At 35.7% G+C, this 17,363-nt stretch carries 20 protein-coding genes; 15 read left to right on the top strand and 5 right to left on the bottom strand.

The window, feature by feature from the left end:
- Positions 1-92 precede the first annotated feature (92 nt).
- The 3 genes from MHH98_RS17320 to MHH98_RS17310 all read left to right on the top strand — a co-directional run bounded on the left by MHH98_RS17320 (position 93) and on the right by MHH98_RS17310 (position 4,077).
- On the top strand, positions 93-1,565 hold the full coding sequence (locus MHH98_RS17320) for a UDP-N-acetylmuramoyl-L-alanyl-D-glutamate--2,6-diaminopimelate ligase (protein ID WP_038183731.1): 1,473 nt from the start codon (positions 93-95) through the stop codon (positions 1,563-1,565).
- Positions 1,566-2,078: 513 nt separating this feature from the next.
- Positions 2,079-2,705, top strand: coding sequence for a LysE family transporter (locus MHH98_RS17315; protein ID WP_076034039.1), 627 nt, complete (start codon positions 2,079-2,081; stop codon positions 2,703-2,705).
- Positions 2,706-2,835: 130 nt separating this feature from the next.
- Positions 2,836-4,077 (top strand): MFS transporter, encoded by a 1,242-nt coding sequence (locus tag MHH98_RS17310; RefSeq protein WP_179078232.1) that lies wholly within the window; start codon positions 2,836-2,838, stop codon positions 4,075-4,077.
- Positions 4,078-4,153: 76 nt separating this feature from the next.
- On the opposite strand, the gene MHH98_RS17305 is transcribed toward MHH98_RS17310, so the two are convergent.
- Entirely contained in the window at positions 4,154-4,441 is a 288-nt protein-coding gene (locus MHH98_RS17305; RefSeq protein WP_179078241.1) for a YqhV family protein, read from the bottom strand.
- A 357-nt stretch (positions 4,442-4,798) separates the two neighbouring features.
- On the opposite strand from MHH98_RS17305, the gene MHH98_RS17300 reads away from it, so the two are divergent.
- Positions 4,799-5,245 (top strand): YlbF family regulator, encoded by a 447-nt coding sequence (locus tag MHH98_RS17300; protein ID WP_076034038.1) that lies wholly within the window; start codon positions 4,799-4,801, stop codon positions 5,243-5,245.
- Positions 5,246-5,299: 54 nt separating this feature from the next.
- Here MHH98_RS17300 and MHH98_RS17295 read toward each other — a convergent pair whose 3' ends face one another.
- Entirely contained in the window at positions 5,300-6,199 is a 900-nt protein-coding gene (locus MHH98_RS17295; protein WP_038183744.1) for a glycerophosphodiester phosphodiesterase, read from the bottom strand.
- 130 nt (positions 6,200-6,329) lie between these two features.
- Here MHH98_RS17295 and MHH98_RS17290 point away from each other — a divergent pair, with 130 nt between their 5' ends.
- Entirely contained in the window at positions 6,330-6,602 is a 273-nt protein-coding gene (locus tag MHH98_RS17290; RefSeq protein ID WP_038183747.1) for a YlbG family protein, read from the top strand.
- Between the two features lie 80 nt (positions 6,603-6,682).
- Here the strand turns inward: MHH98_RS17290 and MHH98_RS17285 are convergent, their stop codons facing one another.
- The gene (locus MHH98_RS17285) at positions 6,683-7,072 is read right to left on the bottom strand and encodes a DUF7147 family protein (protein WP_038183750.1); all 390 of its coding nucleotides are present in this window, start codon (positions 7,070-7,072) and stop codon (positions 6,683-6,685) included.
- Between the two features lie 55 nt (positions 7,073-7,127).
- Between MHH98_RS17285 and MHH98_RS17280 the strand changes: the two genes are divergently transcribed.
- Genes MHH98_RS17280 through coaD form a run of 3 tightly spaced genes read left to right on the top strand, consistent with a single transcriptional unit; the run spans position 7,128 to position 9,644 of the window.
- Entirely contained in the window at positions 7,128-8,549 is a 1,422-nt protein-coding gene (locus MHH98_RS17280; RefSeq protein ID WP_076034037.1) for a hypothetical protein, read from the top strand.
- Between the two features lie 41 nt (positions 8,550-8,590).
- Positions 8,591-9,166: a 16S rRNA (guanine(966)-N(2))-methyltransferase RsmD gene (gene rsmD, locus MHH98_RS17275; RefSeq protein WP_076034036.1), complete on the top strand. Its 576-nt coding sequence runs from the start codon at positions 8,591-8,593 to the stop codon at positions 9,164-9,166.
- On the top strand, positions 9,159-9,644 hold the full coding sequence (gene coaD, locus MHH98_RS17270; protein WP_038183761.1) for a pantetheine-phosphate adenylyltransferase: 486 nt from the start codon (positions 9,159-9,161) through the stop codon (positions 9,642-9,644). The genes rsmD and coaD overlap by 8 nt, the downstream gene beginning before the upstream one ends.
- A gap of 54 nt (positions 9,645-9,698) precedes the next feature.
- Here the strand turns inward: coaD and MHH98_RS17265 are convergent, their stop codons facing one another.
- The gene (locus MHH98_RS17265) at positions 9,699-10,607 is read right to left on the bottom strand and encodes a hypothetical protein (RefSeq protein ID WP_143691499.1); all 909 of its coding nucleotides are present in this window, start codon (positions 10,605-10,607) and stop codon (positions 9,699-9,701) included.
- A 115-nt stretch (positions 10,608-10,722) separates the two neighbouring features.
- Here MHH98_RS17265 and MHH98_RS17260 point away from each other — a divergent pair, with 115 nt between their 5' ends.
- Positions 10,723-11,778: a SepM family pheromone-processing serine protease gene (locus MHH98_RS17260; protein WP_327192123.1), complete on the top strand. Its 1,056-nt coding sequence runs from the start codon at positions 10,723-10,725 to the stop codon at positions 11,776-11,778.
- A 3-nt stretch (positions 11,779-11,781) separates the two neighbouring features.
- Here the strand turns inward: MHH98_RS17260 and MHH98_RS17255 are convergent, their stop codons facing one another.
- Positions 11,782-12,993 (bottom strand): nucleotidyltransferase, encoded by a 1,212-nt coding sequence (locus MHH98_RS17255; protein WP_076034035.1) that lies wholly within the window; start codon positions 12,991-12,993, stop codon positions 11,782-11,784.
- A gap of 127 nt (positions 12,994-13,120) precedes the next feature.
- On the opposite strand from MHH98_RS17255, the gene MHH98_RS17250 reads away from it, so the two are divergent.
- The 6 genes from MHH98_RS17250 to MHH98_RS17225 all read left to right on the top strand — a co-directional run bounded on the left by MHH98_RS17250 (position 13,121) and on the right by MHH98_RS17225 (position 17,327).
- On the top strand, positions 13,121-13,654 hold the full coding sequence (locus MHH98_RS17250; RefSeq protein ID WP_038183773.1) for a YceD family protein: 534 nt from the start codon (positions 13,121-13,123) through the stop codon (positions 13,652-13,654).
- Positions 13,655-13,678: 24 nt separating this feature from the next.
- Positions 13,679-13,852 (top strand): 50S ribosomal protein L32, encoded by a 174-nt coding sequence (gene rpmF / locus MHH98_RS17245; protein WP_038183775.1) that lies wholly within the window; start codon positions 13,679-13,681, stop codon positions 13,850-13,852.
- Between the two features lie 516 nt (positions 13,853-14,368).
- Positions 14,369-15,130 carry an enoyl-CoA hydratase/isomerase family protein gene (locus MHH98_RS17240; protein WP_038183777.1) on the top strand — a complete coding sequence of 254 codons (762 nt, stop codon included), beginning with the start codon at positions 14,369-14,371 and terminating at the stop codon, positions 15,128-15,130.
- 43 nt (positions 15,131-15,173) lie between these two features.
- Positions 15,174-15,560: a transcriptional regulator gene (locus MHH98_RS17235; RefSeq protein WP_235175720.1), complete on the top strand. Its 387-nt coding sequence runs from the start codon at positions 15,174-15,176 to the stop codon at positions 15,558-15,560.
- A gap of 197 nt (positions 15,561-15,757) precedes the next feature.
- On the top strand, positions 15,758-17,128 hold the full coding sequence (locus MHH98_RS17230) for an acetyl-CoA carboxylase biotin carboxylase subunit (protein ID WP_340713300.1): 1,371 nt from the start codon (positions 15,758-15,760) through the stop codon (positions 17,126-17,128).
- The gene (locus MHH98_RS17225) at positions 17,115-17,327 is read left to right on the top strand and encodes an acetyl-CoA carboxylase biotin carboxyl carrier protein subunit (RefSeq protein WP_038183783.1); all 213 of its coding nucleotides are present in this window, start codon (positions 17,115-17,117) and stop codon (positions 17,325-17,327) included. The genes MHH98_RS17230 and MHH98_RS17225 overlap by 14 nt, the downstream gene beginning before the upstream one ends.
- Positions 17,328-17,363: the final 36 nt, after the last annotated feature.

Below are 17,363 nucleotides of genomic sequence, written 5' to 3'. Positions count from 1 at the left end.
GTCATTTTGTGCACTCTCTTCATACGATACAAGTGAATAGCGGATTGTAATAATGTATTCGATGATGTTAAAAACGTGCAGGAGGAAAGCAGTTGATCTTAGCAGAGCTTATCAAGGATTGGCCTTGTGAAGTACAGGGCGGCTCGATACGTGAAGAAATAAGTGGAATAACTGATGTTGCAGAACAAATCCAGCCAGGTAATATTTTCGTTGCAAGGAAAGGAAAACTGCATAATGGTTGGAATTTTGTTTCCGAAGCAGTGGCAAAAGGAGCAGTAGCCATTGTATATGATCAAGACCAGCCAATTGAACATTTAGAAGTGCCGCATGTTTGGGTACCAGATTGTTCTACATTTTTATCCTATGCATGTAAAGCTATTGTAGGGGATAAAATTGAGTTATTGACTATCATTGGGGTGACCGGAACAAATGGCAAGACAACTGTAACACATTTCATTGGGCAAATATTACAAAAGCTAGGAGCTAAAGTAGCTGTACTTGGCACATTAGGATTATGGATAAATGGTGAGCGTCAGAATCAGAATACTTCCTCTATGACCACACCACCTCCAACTTATTTGTACCCGATTTTTGCGCAATGCGTAGAATTGGGCGTGAAGTATATTATTATAGAAGCATCTTCTTTAGGATTGTCGCAACATCGATTAGATCATTGCCCATTTAACTACGGAGTATATTTAAATATGAGTAGAGACCATTATGATGAACATGGCAGTAAGGAGAAGTATGAATTAGCCAAGAGAAAATTAGCCACTTTAGCAAATAAAATAATCGTTAACGCTGACGATCCATTTTGTTTAAATATGAAACAGCATCATGTAAGATCCTTTACTTTTGGTCGACATCGATCAGCGGATATTAGTGTTATTCATAAAGAGATTGAAGGTACTTCCACAGTTTTACTTGTGCAGTATTTGGAAAATCCAGTTGAACTAACGATGCCATTTGTAGGAGAGCACCACCAACAAAATGTATTAGCGGCAGTAGCAACTGTACAGCAACTTGGATACCCTCTCCAAATCATTGCGCCAAGCATTCCTTATCTCAAATTGCCTTCAGGAAGACAACAAGAAGTAGAAAACGATCTCGGTATACGAATTGTCATAGATTACGCTCATACACCAAGTGCTCTTGTAGCTGTTTTACAATCTCTAAAATTAGTATCGAAAAAGAAATTAATAGTTGTTTTTGGTTGTGGGGGAGATCGGGATCATGGAAAACGTCGTGAGATGGGGAAAGTGGCGGATAGCTACGCTCATAAAATATGGTTAACAAGTGACAATCCTCGTAGAGAACAAGCAGATATGATTATTGCCCAAATTGCACAGGGCATAGATCTGACTCCATATGCAATTAAAATTAATCGAAAACAAGCGATTGAAAGTGCAATAGCTGAGGCTATTCCGGGTGATACTGTTTTAATTGCGGGAAAGGGGCATGAAACGACTCAAATAATTGGTAATGAAGTCGTCCCATTTTCAGATTATGAAATTGCTAAAGAATATATAAAACTATTAAAAACAAGACTTAATGACGAAAAATGAGCCAGTTGTAAATGAAATATTTTCCAATTTATTTTTTAATTGAAGATTCGAGTACGAAAGTACAACTATTTTGATGGAGGTACTCGTTAAAATATCGTAAAGTAGTTTGCAACTCATATTTAGAAAAACTTCTTGATAAAATATTAGTAAGGTTCTTATTATATAGAACACCCCAAATTTTCAATTGAATAACATTAGAAATCAGACGTATTCGGTTTCTCTTATAAATTTATTTCACATTATTTGCCTAAATTAGAGGGACCTGAAATTATTTATAGGAAAATCACAATGATTCTATCAAAACGAAGGATGAATATTTACATCCTTCGTTTTTTCTATTGACTAATAAGTAATTTGGAAAATGATTTATTAATGGTGAGGAAAAAAATCCTTTAATAATTATAATAAGTCCTAGTTTTAAGTATTCTTAGAATTTTCTTTTTTTAAAATAGTCGTACAAGTAATGCTCCTTGAATATGATGCAAAGACACTATTATATCGGAGGGGTATTTCATGAATTCCATAGTTCCCTACTTCTTTTTAGGGGTATCTTTAGCTACACCAATTGGCCCTGTAAAAGCAACTTTATTAAATACAGGTATTAAAAATGGATTTTTCCATGCTTGGTTTTTCGGGCTTGGTGCAGTCGTCACCGATATTTTATATATGGTCATGGTGTACTTTGGCATTGGACACTTTATAGAAATACCTTTTATAAAAACGCTACTTTGGTCATTCGGCTTTTTCGTACTTATGTACACAGGGATTGAGAATCTTCTTACATTACATACTATTGAGGTGGATTCAAAATTTGGGAAAGTAGTTCGATTAAGACATTCATTATTATCAGGTTTTTTAATGGCATTGCTAAATCCATTAACAATCCTTTTTTGGTTAGGTATATATGGATCGGTCCTTGTCGGAGGAGCGGGAACATTATCAGGGATGGAAATAATTCTCTATAGTGTATTTATATTACTAGGAATTTCTTTAGTCGATTTAATAATGGCCACTATTTCAGGTGGTTCAAGAAAAATTTTATCGTCCTCTTTTTTGAAAATCGTTTCTATTATTTCATCTCTATCGATGATTGGATTCGGTATTTATTTTGGTATTCAAGCTTACCATTCAATTTTTTAATTTGTCACTATGTTCACAACGCTGTTTTCCTTAGTGTACATAATGTGTAACTTAACGCATAAAAAGAATAAGCAAGGAAACCATACCTTTAATAATTGAAATTAATCTAACAGTTAATAGAGGTGTATGGATGGGGAATGTGGATAATCGTGAAGACAATGTCAGCCTCTGGTGTTTAATCAGTTTGGCCTCAATTCCATTAGTTATGACACTTGGAAATTCTATGTTAATTCCAGTGTTACCGATCTTGGAGAAGAATGTAGGTATTTCTTCTTTTCAATCAAGTATGATTATCACCAGTTATTCAGTAGCGGCAATTATTCTCATTCCAGTTGCAGGCTACTTATCAGATCGTTTTGGGAGGAAAATGGTCATCTTACCGAGTTTAATTTTAGCATTAATCGGTGGCTTAATAGCTGGTATAGCTTCTTGGAAAATGGAAAATCCGTATATGGGTATTATTATTGGGAGGATTTTACAAGGTGCAGGGGCGTCAGGTGCTATGCCGATAGTATTACCGCTAGTAGGTGACTTATATAAAGATGATGATGAAAAAACAAGTTCTTGTTTAGGGATCATTGAAACGTCAAATACGTTCGGAAAAGTATTAAGTCCAATTCTAGGTTCATTGTTAGCAGCTTTCTTATGGTTTTTACCATTCTTCTCTATATCTGCTTTTAGCTTAATCTCTATCGTTTTAATTTTTTTCTTTGTGAAAGTACCTAAAGAAAAAGATGAACCAGTAAAACTAAAAGAATTTTTAACTAATGTTAAAACCACATTTAAGCAAGAAGGAAAGTGGTTATTCACCGTATTTCTAAACGGGGCATTTGTTATGCTTATTTTGTTTGGTGCGTTATTTTTCTTATCTGAAAATCTTGAAAAAATACACGATATTAAAGGCGTAAAAAAAGGATTCGTGTTAGCAATTCCTTTACTGATGCTCTGTATCGCTTCTTTTATTACTGGAAGGAAGATAAAAGGGGATATGAAGCTCATTAAGAAGCTGATGATTATCTGTTTAATTGTTCTTTCTATTAGTGTTGTATTTGTAGGATATACAGCAGAAAAGTTGGTCCTATTGTTAGTAGTGACCAGTATTGTAGGAGTTGCAATCGGAGCAATATTACCTGTGTTAGATGCTATCATTACTGAAAATATTCGAAAAGAGGAGAGAGGTACCGTCACTTCTTTTTATAGCTCTGCTAGATTTATCGGTGTTGCAGCAGGGCCACCTGTTATGTCACTGGTTATGGAGAAATACCTAAATGTGAGCTATATTTCAGCAGGTGTTATAGGGCTTATTATCTTGTTTTTAGTATTTAAGTTCATTCAAATTGATAAAATCGGGCAAAAAAATAGCGTCACATAAATAAAAAGGAGCGATCAGCTAACTTAACTGAATCGTTCCTTTTTATTTTTGATATGAAAATGCATGATTTTTTTACTTACTTGGAATTCAAACTGAAAAGGATGAGGAAAATTCCTGAGAATAGACAAACCATTTTAAGTATCGACACTTTTTCAGCTAAACCTGCTAAACCAATTCCAGTAGTAACAATTAAAACAGTTGGACCAACTAATGCGAGCAGAGTATTGATATAAAATGCTTTCTCTAAATCATTGTACTTAATCATAAAAAGTGCTGCTGTTACCTCAATACTCCCTGAACATAGTCTTAACAAAATAATTAAAAGAAGAGCTTTTTCGATAAAAATGACCACCTTATTTTTCATATTCATCGTAAGTAGATAACTTAGCTCGTAAAGAAGTAGTGAAAACTGGTTTAAGAAAAATATGTAAATTTAGTTTATTGGTAACTATCATTTTTGCTTTTTTATAGTGTATGTATGCTTTTCCACTATTATCAATAAGTCATGACTTATTGATAAATAGTTGCGACAGTTAATAAGTGAGGATAAGTTGTTTTGGATATCTTTTATAGTGCAGTTATACATGGGAGAGTTAAGATTTGGTTAGAAGAAAAATACGAAAAAGAATAAGGAGATTTAAGCGAATAACTTTTTTCAATCCCTTACTTAACAATAAAACAGTAAATCTGTTATGATATTAATGGAATGGGGGAATGAAATATGATGATTACTTCGGAGTGGGCACAAATCCTTGATGAAGTAGATGTTCTGAGTAAAATGATACGATCCTCCAAAGAAAAAGCAATGTTGCAGCATGCCTACAACAGTGTTTATTCCGATGTTGAACTTGTAGAAGAAATTGCTTCATTCCAACGAATGAAAGAGCAATACGAGGATGTTCAACGTTTTGGGAAGTATCATCCAGATTACCAAACAATTATGAAATCGATTCGTTTGCAAAAACGTAAACTCGATTTAAACGATAAAATAGCAGCCCTGAAAGTTGCAGAAAATGATTATCAAGATTTACTAGATGAAATCAGTTTGTTAATCGGCAAAACGGTATCAGAGGCTGTCAAAGTACCTGTTAGTAACCCATTTTTAAACTCTGGCTCCGCATGTGGTTCGGGTTGTGGAACTGGCGGTAGTTGTTCTTGTTCAGCATAAGAAAAGAGACTTATACGAAATTCGTATAAGTCTCTTTTGTTATATATAACTCTGTTATTCATTTAATAGTTCAATTGCTAAATCAGGGCGATCAGTGACAATACCTTTTGCGCCGACTGAGAGTAGCTGTTCCATTGTTGATACGTCATTGATAGTCCAATAATGTACAGGAATATTCAAGTTCTCTAAGAAACGTATAAAGCTAGCATTATCTAAAGCAAAAACACCAAATTTCGATGGGATTTGGAATACATCGACTTTTGGATGGTATAGATGACCGAATTGACTAGTAAAGGAAGTATAAGCCTTTTTCACTTCTCCTTGACCAGCACCTAAAGCAACCTTATTTTGAGCATAAAGATTGAATCGGTCTATTTGTTCGTCGAAGAAGCTTGTTACAACAACACGGTTTTCGACACCTAACTCCTCGATTAAACGCCAAAGTTTTGAAGGCATTAGTCCTCCCTCATATGTATCTGGCGCATCTTTCATATCAATATTTACGAGCATTTGAGGGAATTCTTCTAACAATGAACGTAATGTAACAATTGATTGTTTATCCTCGCGATACGGTAAGTAACCATCCAAATCAACAAAATTATAGCCAAAGTTTAATAACTGTAATTCTTCTAAAGTTAAATCTGCTACGCGACCTGTTCCGTCACAAGTACGATCTACATACTCATCATGGAAAACAACGATTTCTTCATCTTTTGTTAAACGAATATCGATTTCAAAGCCGTGAACGCCGAGATCTGCTGCTTTGTGGAATGCCGACATTGTATGCTCTGGTGCTAAATGTGAGCCGCCACGATGTGCAAGTACAATAGGTTGGTCATACTGTAATGCATCTTTATCGCTTCGTTTTTGAGGTTTTGAAAGAGCTTTTGAACCTGCCCATGCTGCTGCGCTTGCCGCTGCAATTGCGATTGCAACTTTCGTTTTCTTTCCCATTATAGTCCTCCTCTAAATGCAGACTTCTAATTTTATTATAACGGATAAACCATATCGCTGTCAGCTAAACTTGGTTGCGGTTGAATTCCAAGCTATGGTATTCTTGTTTGTAAGAAAAGAGGGAATCCATATGAAAGACCGACAAGGCCTGATTGTGTATGTCCATCATTTAAAACAAGCAAAATCTTTGCGAAGATATGGACATGTACATTATATTTCAAGAAAATTAAAATATGTTGTACTTTATTGTGATCAAGATGAAATTGAAGCGACGATGGCCAAAATGATACGACTTCCGTATGTTAAAAATGTAGTGCCCTCATATCGTCCTTTTGTATCAACTGAGTTTGAAAATGCCAAACCTGATAAGGCAAAAGAATACGATTATAAAACTGATTTATAAAACTTTGGTTATATTTGTCGATAAAAAGAGCATCCAGTATATTGTTGTCAAACTGAATGGAAATTGATGAAACGTATCAGTTAGTACATGGATGGGATATAATGATTGAGACGCATAATACCAATAAGATATTGGTAATAGAGAGTACTTTCTGCAAATTCAGATGAGTGTTTTACGTTTAACGTAATTGCTTGTCTGCCGATTTCAGTTATTTTATTTTCGAATAGTTGAACTCGTTTAGAAGGCTTTGTTTGTGAATGCGAAATACCTTCTCTACAAATATAAAGTGGTGTAAATTTACTTTCACCAACTGGATTAAAAGCTACTGCAAGAGAAGCTACACTTTTGCCGTTATGTTCAGATACAAGTATGAAGGCATTACGATAGCGATGCTGATTTGTTTCTGCAAGTTCGCATAGTTCAAAAACGTCACCAAAACCTTTGCCGAGTTCAATAAATTGTTGAATCATTGTTCGTACACATCCTTTCCTAACACATAGTATCATGATGCAGGAGGATTAGCACATGAAATTTGCTGCCAGCTTATTTTCAATTTTATTATTTTTAAACGGCATAATGTTAACTTTTCAGTACCATGTCTTTTCGGATCAATTGTCTGAGGAGGATAGGGTATTTAACTATGACCAAGAAATAGAAGTGATTTATCGTAAAGGAAAGTTGCTAGTGAATCATCACTTTACCGACCTCCCTCAAGATAATGTGAAGCTTATTTGGCCAACTAAGAGTAAGAAAAAGGCATGTCTCTTAGACGATGTAAAAAGTTGCGAACGTTTAAATGAGCAACTTACTCAGCTAAAAGTAGGAGATGAAGAGAAACAATCCATCTCTTATGAAATTCCAATATCTAAAAAAGGGCTTACTTCAGGTGAAATTTTACGTAATATTTTTTTAACTCTTCAAAATGGGAATCCAGTACATACACAGGTTCACATTTCTGATGAGACAAAATCGGGTGGCCAATGGTTTACCGGTCTACAATTAGTAGGTCAAAAAACACTTGATCTAGTAGATTATTCAATGTATAGCGGTTACGGAGCAGTGACTGATTTATATTGGCAAAAACAAAAGTTGAAAACTGTCTTTGAAAATGAGCAAGTCACTTTGTATAGTGACAAGGCGATATCGAAAGATTTAAAAACAGATTTAAAAGACTTTTCTTTGGAAGGCTTTAATCATGTAGCGATTATGCAAAGTTCAAAGAAAAACTCATCAACACGAATTTTATTTACACCCGTATTTAATGTTGGGTCTATTGAAGAGAAAATCGTCATGTCTCAGATTGGACAACAATATGACTTTGTAAGTAATAACAATTGGTTACCAATCGCAGTTGCGTCCTTTATATCTGGGAAAGAAATTGGCTCTGATAAGGCGCATGAAATCACTCAGATTGTAAATAAGTACATGACAAACGAACAATCAATAGCATGGAAAAATAGTTTGATCGCTCAAAAAGGTGAAGTAATCTCACCAAAAGTGCTCGATAAATTGTTGTCAAAAACACTTGATTTACAAACGTCATTTTTTGAAATGAATGACAATGATCGCACTGAGATTGCTCCGTTGTTATTTGAAGATTCGCGACATGTGTATTTGAAAGATAATGAGGATGATGATGCGCAAGTTATTTTCAAAGATGGTCGTATTTTTTATAAAGCGGTTCCGGTATTAAATGGTCTTGGCTATGAAGTAAACAAGGGGAAAAATGGATTGTATATAGAAAGTGATAATCGAAATTTCAGATTCCCAATGACTGAGTCATTCTATGTGTATAATCAAAAGCGCTATAATATCATTTCGCAACCTTTCGAAAAATTTGGTGACGATTATTATGTGGAAGAAGCATGGCTTGTTAGGTTATTCTTAGTCGATGTAGAAAAGTCGGATGACAAAATTAATATTGCGCCATCTGCTATTTTGAATTAAAATCGATTAAAAATGTAAGTAAGAGAAGGTTTGGTGAAACAATGAGAGTGATTGCTGGTGACAGAAAAGGGATGCCTTTAAAAGCGGTATCTGGCACAACCACTAGACCAACAACAGATAAAGTTAAAGAATCATTATTCAATATACTAGGTCCGTTTTTTGACGGTGGAACCGTTTTGGACTTATTTGCAGGTAGTGGTGGACTGGGTATTGAAGCCATTAGTAGAGGAATGGATAAAGGTATTTTCATTGAAAAAGATGGCCGTGCCTTCCAAAATCTAAAAGAAAACATACAAAAATGTCGTTATGATGAACATACTGAGCTTTTTCGAAACGATGCGGTTAGAGCTATGAAAGCCCTTATAAAAAAGGGTGTACAAGTTGACTTAATCTTTTTAGATCCACCTTATAAAAAACGAGCATATTATGATTTAGTAGAAGAAATAGTATCAAATAATGTTATCTCAAGATCAGGTACGATTGTTTGTGAGCATGATCGCGATACAGATTTACCAGACAACTTCCTACATTTCGAAAAAATACGTGAAGAGAGTTATGGTAGTATTATTATTTCATTTTATCGTTCGGTGAAGGAAGAAGGAGAATCCATTGAATAAAATTGCTGTTGTACCAGGGACTTTTGATCCAATTACGAACGGACATTTAGACATTATTAAACGTGCCGCCGATATTTTTGATGAAGTTTATGTTGCTGTGATGAATAATTCCTCGAAAAAACCATTATTTAATGTGGATGAAAGAATGGATTTAATTACACAAGTAACGTGCGACATGCCAAATGTTAAAGTGGATTCATCCTCTGGCTTATTAATCGACTATGCAAAAAAACGTAATGCTGATGCCATAGTACGTGGCTTACGTGCAGTTTCAGACTTTGAGTATGAAATGCAGATTACATCGATGAACCGCTTCCTTGACGAGCAAATTGAAACATTTTTCATCATGACAAAAAATCAATACTCATTTTTAAGTTCTAGTATTGTTAAAGAAGTATCACAATATGGTGGAGATATCCATGGGCTAGTACCAGATATTGTTGAAGTTGCATTAAAAGAAAAGTTCAACTCGAAATAAAAGTAAGGCTGTTCTATGATGTACATCATAAAACAGCCTTTTTTGCGGTGATTTTCATAAGAAAATCACCCAGTACAGTAGAGGGAGTACAGGTATCATAATCAAGCGTAATAAAAAGTATGGAACAAGAGGGATATCAGCATCTTTTGCTAAAACTGCAACTTGCAAATGAATACTCAAGCCTTGGATTGCTAAAATAGTCATGAGCCATAAAGGCAAGTAAGCCGAACTTGCAAATGATTGTGTTGCAATATGTAAGCTAGAAGTCATTTCTAATACTGCATATAAAGAAACGGCCAAAACTGTAGGTAAATCGTGAAAGAAATGAAGTAATGTCTTTGCAATCACATGGCTAATTGTAGTGAAAAATATGACAGTTGTACCAACCAAAAGTACAGTCGGAATACTACCTTTCATACTTTCGATTAAAGGAAATGAAGCGCGTTTTATTTCCTTTTTCACGGACGTTGTTTCAGCAGGGCGTTTAGAAAATAATATGAAAATACCAAGTGTCACTAAATTTACACTATGTATTAGCAGTAACATTCGCCAACCAATTGAGGCATTTTCAAGTAATTCATAACCAACAAAGCCAATCATAAAAAGTGGACTTGGGGCATGACAAATAGCAAGTAGAAACTTACTTTCTCGCAGTGTTAATTGCTGTTCTTTTGTCATAAAGGCAATTGTAGCAGAACCAGTTGGAAATCCTCCTAACGCACTTATACCATATGCTTTTAAGTAAAGAGCTGTCTTAGAAGGATTACTACTGCCTTGATTTGTCAGGCGTAGTAACCATTGAGTCAGTATTAAATAAGGCAATAAATAGGGGAAGAGTGCGTTCATAAATAATTTGATGCCCACATCTGCCCCCTCATGAGCAATACCTGGTTGCAAGAGTAATAAAGCAATAAGTACCCAACAAATAATGATGTTCATACGAGAAACGAGAATTAGCTCCACCCATTCTTATCTTTTTGTAAGTCGAATTCACAAATGCTAAAATTATTTTTGAAAAAATCGAACAAACCTTCTAATGTTTCGTCATATACATAGCTTAAGAGTTTGTTAATTGGAGGTGCATGTCTTGAATATCAAGAAATTTATAGGTTTTATAGTCATTGCAGCAATTGCGGTATTAGGTTTTGTCTATCCATTACCTTATTATATTATGCAACCAGGTGGAGCTTATGAGCTTTCACAATTTGTAGAGGTAGAAAATGCAAAATTAGACAGCGAAGGAACAATGAGTCTTATGACTGTATCGATGTCTAAAGCAACGCCTTTTACTTATGCTGGTGCTAAGTTAAGTAGTCGAAAAGAATTGCTTCCAGAAACGCAAGTAAGAAGTCCACATGAGAGTGAGGACGAATATAATTTACGTCAATTAAAACTTATGACGGATTCACAATTTAACGCCAAATACGTTGGTTTCAAAAAGGCAAATAAAGAATACGAGATACAGTACAACGGCGTCTATGTTGTGTATGTTTTAGAAGACGGTGCTAGTGACGGTATTTTAAAACCTGGTGACGAAGTGATTGGAATAGATGGAAAAAAAATTATTCGTCAAACAGAATTAATCGATTACTTAGCTGGAAAAAAATCCGGTGAAAAAGTAAAACTTACTATCATTCGAGATGAAAAAGAGCAAACAAAATCCGTTACTTTAAAAGAAATACCTGGGACAAAAGGGAAAGTAGGTATTGGTATTACTTTCACAGAAAATAAATCAATTACAACTAATCCAAATGTAAAAATCGAAGCGGATGAAATTGGTGGTCCTTCTGCAGGGTTAATGTTTACATTAGAAATCATTGATCAATTAACAGAAGGAGATCTAACAAAAGGTTATAACGTTGCAGGTACAGGTGAAATGTTAGAATCAGGTGAAGTTGGCCGAATTGGTGGTATTGATAAAAAAATAATTGCTGCTGATGACGGCGGTATCGAAATTTTCTTTGCGCCAGACGATACAATAACGGATGAAGTGAAAAAATTAAATCCAGGAATCAAAACAAATTATGAAGTAGCTGTTGAAACCGCAAAAAAAATAGACACGAAAATGAAAATCGTGCCTGTTAAAACAGTAGATGATGCATTAAATTATTTAAAAGACTTAAAACAAAAATAATTTTTATACACGAATGGGCGGGGTTTTATAATCCAAGCCCATTCTTTTTGTATTTGCAGGTCCGCTAAGCGCAAGCATGTACAAATCGGTAGCATGAATATCTTGCATTAACATTGCGTCGTCAGAGCTCGCTGCACGGCTAATAATAGGTAATGTAAAATCCTTTTTCTTTGAGGACAAATATCTTTGACCATTTGCAGTCATCCCTAACAAGCGAATATATGAGGGCTGCTTAAAGGATTTTAAACGGTCCCACGTAAAGCCGGTAAAAATATGTGTTAACATACGTTGTATACGTGTCCATGTGTAGCGTTTTGATTTAACCTTTTGCATAAACGACACGAAAGATTCACTTTCTTTTGCAGCACGTAGTAGCAAATATTCAATACCTTCCGTCACTTCTGCAAAACTTGCTAATTCTTGTGGTGTATGACGAATGATTGTAAAGCGTAAGAGTGGCCAGAAAGCCTCCCAACTTCCGAAAGTGATATTTGAATGCTGCCATGCTTCTAATCCTTTAAAAGAAGCCAGAGGCATGTAGGTGGCGATTCCATCTATCGAATCTTTTTCGAAAACAGATTTTCTAATTCCGGTAGCACTAGCAATCGTTGAATCTACTTCAATCTCATCATGATAACCAGCTTTAATACGTTGGATTGTTACAGCTTTTATATTTGACTGAATTTTAATTGCTGCTTCAATATAATGAAAACCTAAAATATTATTTGGTTTTGATAAATCTACGAATGACAGTTCATTTGTTGGGATAAGCTGTTTATATGCCGTATTTAATGCTTGAGGATAGCTTATACCTGTTTGAATAGAATCCCTTATCATTTGTTGTAAAGTATCGTTATGCTCTTGTAACAGGCTATAACTGTTTAAAAACGGTGTTATATTACCTTCTTCACTACCAAATGAAAAATAGTCACAGCACATAGCGTCTAATATGCTTATACCACCTTTAGCAAAATCGGATGCTTGAGCGGTTGCGTACGCATAAGGTAATTCGACAACAAGATCTGCACCTGAAGCAAGAGCCATCTTAGTTCTCGTCCATTTATCGACAAAAGAAGGTTCACCTCTTTGTAAAAAATGACCACTCATCACGGCAATGACAATATCTGCATTTGTCTCTTTACGTGATTGTCTGATATGATGGAGGTGGCCGTTATGAAAAGGATTGTATTCTACAATTACACCGGTTGCTATCAAATCTTCACCCCATTTACAATCTATATCCGTAATTATACGGAGAGTTTGTAGTAGTGACAAGAAAATATCTTGACATCTATAATTTAGCATTATATAATCAACTTTGTTGTCTTGAGGTGATAAACGTATGAAATGGGCAATCCCACAATTATCTAAATATCGCCAAAACGGGATGCCGATTGACGAATTAGTTCAATTGGATGATGTGATGAAACGTAACCCGGACATCCGTCAGATTACACCTGTTCATGTAAAAGGGCACTGTACATTTGGTGCATCCCAAATCACTTGTCATTTTCAATTGACAGGCACGCTAACACTTCCTTGTGCACGAACATGGGAAGACGTTGAGTTTTCATTTGATATCGAGTCCGACGAAATATTCAGTTGGTCAGAAACTGCTAATGAAACAGACTATGATAACCTTCACATTGTAGAAGGTGAAGTAGTAAATGTTGACCCTGTGTTAGAAGAACTAATTTTATTAGAAATTCCAATGCAAGTGTATAAAGAAGATGCGACAATTCCGACACCTAAGAATAACTCTGATTGGAGTTTTTCAACGGAGGACGAGTTAGCCTATCAAAAACAGAATGACACAAAAAAAGTAGATCCAAGACTTGCTGATTTAGCAAAGTATTTTGATCAAACAGACGAATAACCGATCTGTAAGGAGGTGCCATCGATGGCTGTACCATTTAGAAGAACTTCTAAAACTGCGAAACGTAAACGTCGCACACATTTTAAACTAGCTCTACCAGGTATGGTTGCTTGCCCAAACTGTGGTGAAAGTAAATTGGCTCACCACGTATGTAAAGCATGCGGTCAATACAAAGGTAAAGAAGTTGTGAGCAAATAATTCAGTATTTGTTCTGGAAAAGACTACTAGAGAGACCATGGCTCTCTAGTGGTCTTTTTTTATTTGTTTTTAATCTTAAAACCGTCTTGATCTACATAACTTTTATGCCTCAAATCATAAACATTAATGGAACCAAATCATAACAACTTATTGGATTAATATTAACTTTAATAGCCGCGGTATAGTTTTTGAACTTAGTTTATCTATTAAGTCATGTAAAAAACTTCTGAAAAGTCCTTTGTTTTTAAAAATATTCCAAAAATTAACTGGAGTAAGGTCAATAGGATTTGGAGTGAACCCGGTTACTTAAAATTCTTTTTTTGTTTATGGGGTGGACTTAGTATCTCCTTTAATATAGAAATGTCATAGAAATACAAATGCTAAAAAGGTTCAAACCATCTTTAAATGGTATGGAACATTTGAGATGGACTTGTGGGTCACTTTGCATCGTCCGATTAAAACAGGTATGATGATATTATTTCTATTTTCTAATTATTCTAAAAGGAGTAGAGTTAAATGGCGTATCATTTTCAAGAACAAGATGGAGTATTAACATTTACTATTGATCGTCCAGAACGACGTAATGCCATAAATGATGAAGTAATGGAAGGGTTTAAAGAAGTAATTACATATGTACATGATCATGATACCGTACGTTTTTTAGTCGTCACTGGAGCAGGGGAGCGTGCATTTTGTTCCGGAGGGGATTTAGCAGAGTTTCATTCATTAACAACTGAAAAGCAAGCTTTTGGAATGCTAAGTAAAATGGCTAAAATTCTTTATGATCTGGCAACATTACCAGTTCCGACTATTGCCTTAGTTAATGGCGCTGCAGTTGGCGGAGGTTGTGAAATTGCGACAGCTTGTGATTTCCGATTAGTAGCTACTGAAGCAAAATGTGGTTTCATTCAAGGGACTTTAGCAATTACTTCTGGCTGGGGTGGCGGAACATATTTATTTGAACGTGGATTACGCCATGATCGTGCCTTGAAAATGTTAGTGGACGCTAAAGCGTATCCAGCTGAACTTTTATATGAAATCGGTTGGGCTATGCGTGTATTTGAAGGGGGGAAAGAAGCGGCTCTTGAGACGTTTATAGAGGATATGCGTAAAGTCCACCCTTCGGTTCATAAAGCTTATAAAGAAATGGAGTTACGCAAATGGCGAGAAATGGGGCTATTTGATCGTGTTATGGAGGAAGTTCACACCTGCGCAAAATTGTGGGAAAGTGAAGCACATCACCAAGCTGTAAATCGTTTTCTATCAAAATCAAAATAACTTCTAAAATTGAAAAACTCGCATATAGTAATAAAAATGCGAGGTGATTGAGATAGAAGTTAAAAAAAGAAAAGATCAATGGTTAGCTGTAGATGATACACGTTTGGTGGAAATTATATTAATGGCTGTTCGTGAAGGTCGATCACAACTTGCGGGTTTTGAAGAAGCGGCTGAAGAGTTAGGTCGTACAAAGCAAGCTTGTGGGTTTCGATGGAATAAAACATTAAGAGCGCAATATGAAGCTGAATTAGAAGATGCTAAAACAAGACCAAAGCAAATGATGCGTTCGCATCTAAAACAAGCACTGATGAGCTTTGATCAATTATCTGAAGCTTATCAATCATTGAAGAAATCTCATGAAGCATTAAAGCATGAGCATGATGATTTAGTAAAATGGCTCGAACAAGGTTTAGAGAAGGTTAGACAATAAAAATGCAGTTGAATATTTCGTATGGAAGATCATTCTAAAGCTATTTTGGAATGATCTTTTTATTGTGAATAAAATAACAAAGAAGAAAAAATACTCAATAATAAGTAAAATTTGCTAGTTAATAGTTGAAATCGCTTTCTTATTTCGTTTAGACTAATAAGGAAAGGGAGAAACGGTTTAAGCAAAGGGGGATGAATATGCGCAAAGTTCTAATTGCCAATCGTGGGGAAATTGCGAGAAGAATTATCTCGACATGCCACAAGTTAGGTATTGAAACAGTTGCTATCTATTCAGATGCAGATCAAGATTTACCTTTCGTTAAAGAAGCGACAAATGCTGTTCGCATAGGTGAAAATCAGGTCGCACAATCTTATTTGAAGGCTGATGAAATTATTCAACTTGCCATTGAGTATCAGGTAAGTGATATTCATCCAGGTTACGGGTTGCTATCAGAAAACGCGGATTTTGCTAGAAAAGTAGAGGCTGCGGGAATTCGCTGGATTGGTCCAAATGCAGATGTAATCGAACAAATGGGTGATAAAATTCAAGCGCGCCAAACGATGAAAATTGCCGGTGTTCCAGTTGTACCAGGTTCAGAGGAAGGTCTAACTTCATTAGAAGAGGCATTGCAATTTGCTAGTCTAATTGGATACCCTGTAATGCTGAAGGCATCAGCTGGCGGAGGCGGTATTGGCATGGTGTGCTGTGAAGATGAGCAAGCGCTCAGTCATAGCTTTGAAAATGTAAAAAAACGTGCACAATCGTATTTTAAGAATGACCTCGTTTTTATCGAGAAGTATATTCCAAATGCGCGTCATATTGAAGTGCAAATTTTCGGCGATGATGCTGGGAATATCGTTCATTTATTTGAACGGAATTGTTCGATTCAACGACGTCACCAAAAAGTTATTGAAGAATCACCTTCACCTCAATTTCCACAAGCTGAGCGCGTAAAATTACTGCAAGCCGCTGTGGATGCTGCAAAAGCTGTTCGTTATACCAATGCTGGAACGGTAGAATTTATAGTGGATGCGGAAAATCACTTTTATTTTCTCGAGATGAATACACGTTTACAGGTTGAACATCCAGTTACGGAGGCTATTACTGGATTTGATCTTGTTGAGTGGCAATTACAAGTAGCAGAAGGCAAGACATTACCTATAAAAGACCAAACAGCTATAAAGTGCACTGGCCATGCAATTGAATATCGTATTTACGCAGAGGATCCAGAGAGGTTTTTGCCGTCACCGGGTAAGTTGCAAGTATTGATGTTCCCTCAAATAGAGAATTGCCGTATTGATAGTGGTTACGTTGAAGGGAATAGAGTATCACCGTTTTATGATCCACTTATTGCAAAACTTGTCGTGTTTGGGGAAACAAGAGAGCAAGCATTGGCCAATTCTGAAACGGTTATAAAGGACATAGATATACAAGGGGTAAAATCAAATTTGCTATTATTTGATCGCTTATTGCAAGAAGAAATGTTCCAATCCGGGGTTTATCACACAAGTTCGCTAACAGAATGGTTAGCCAATCACAAGGGGGATAAGATTTATGGGAGAAATTAAAGCATCGATGGCAGGTACAGTATTTCGTGTTGAGGTAAAAGAAGGAGATGCAGTATCTGCTGGTCAAACTGTCATCGTTTTAGAGTCTATGAAAATGGAAATTCCAGTAGATGCTGAAGTGTCAGGCTCAGTTGCTGAAGTGAAAGTGAACGAAGGTGACTTCGTTAACGAGGATGATGTACTAGTCGTCTTAGGCTAAAGTAGATGTAAGTGTCTAACACAAAGGGGAGGACAT

Source organism: Viridibacillus sp. FSL H8-0110 (assembly GCF_038003565.1).
Taxonomy (GTDB): domain Bacteria; phylum Bacillota; class Bacilli; order Bacillales_A; family Planococcaceae; genus Viridibacillus; species Viridibacillus arenosi.
This window is presented reverse-complemented; position numbering and strand designations above follow the sequence as displayed.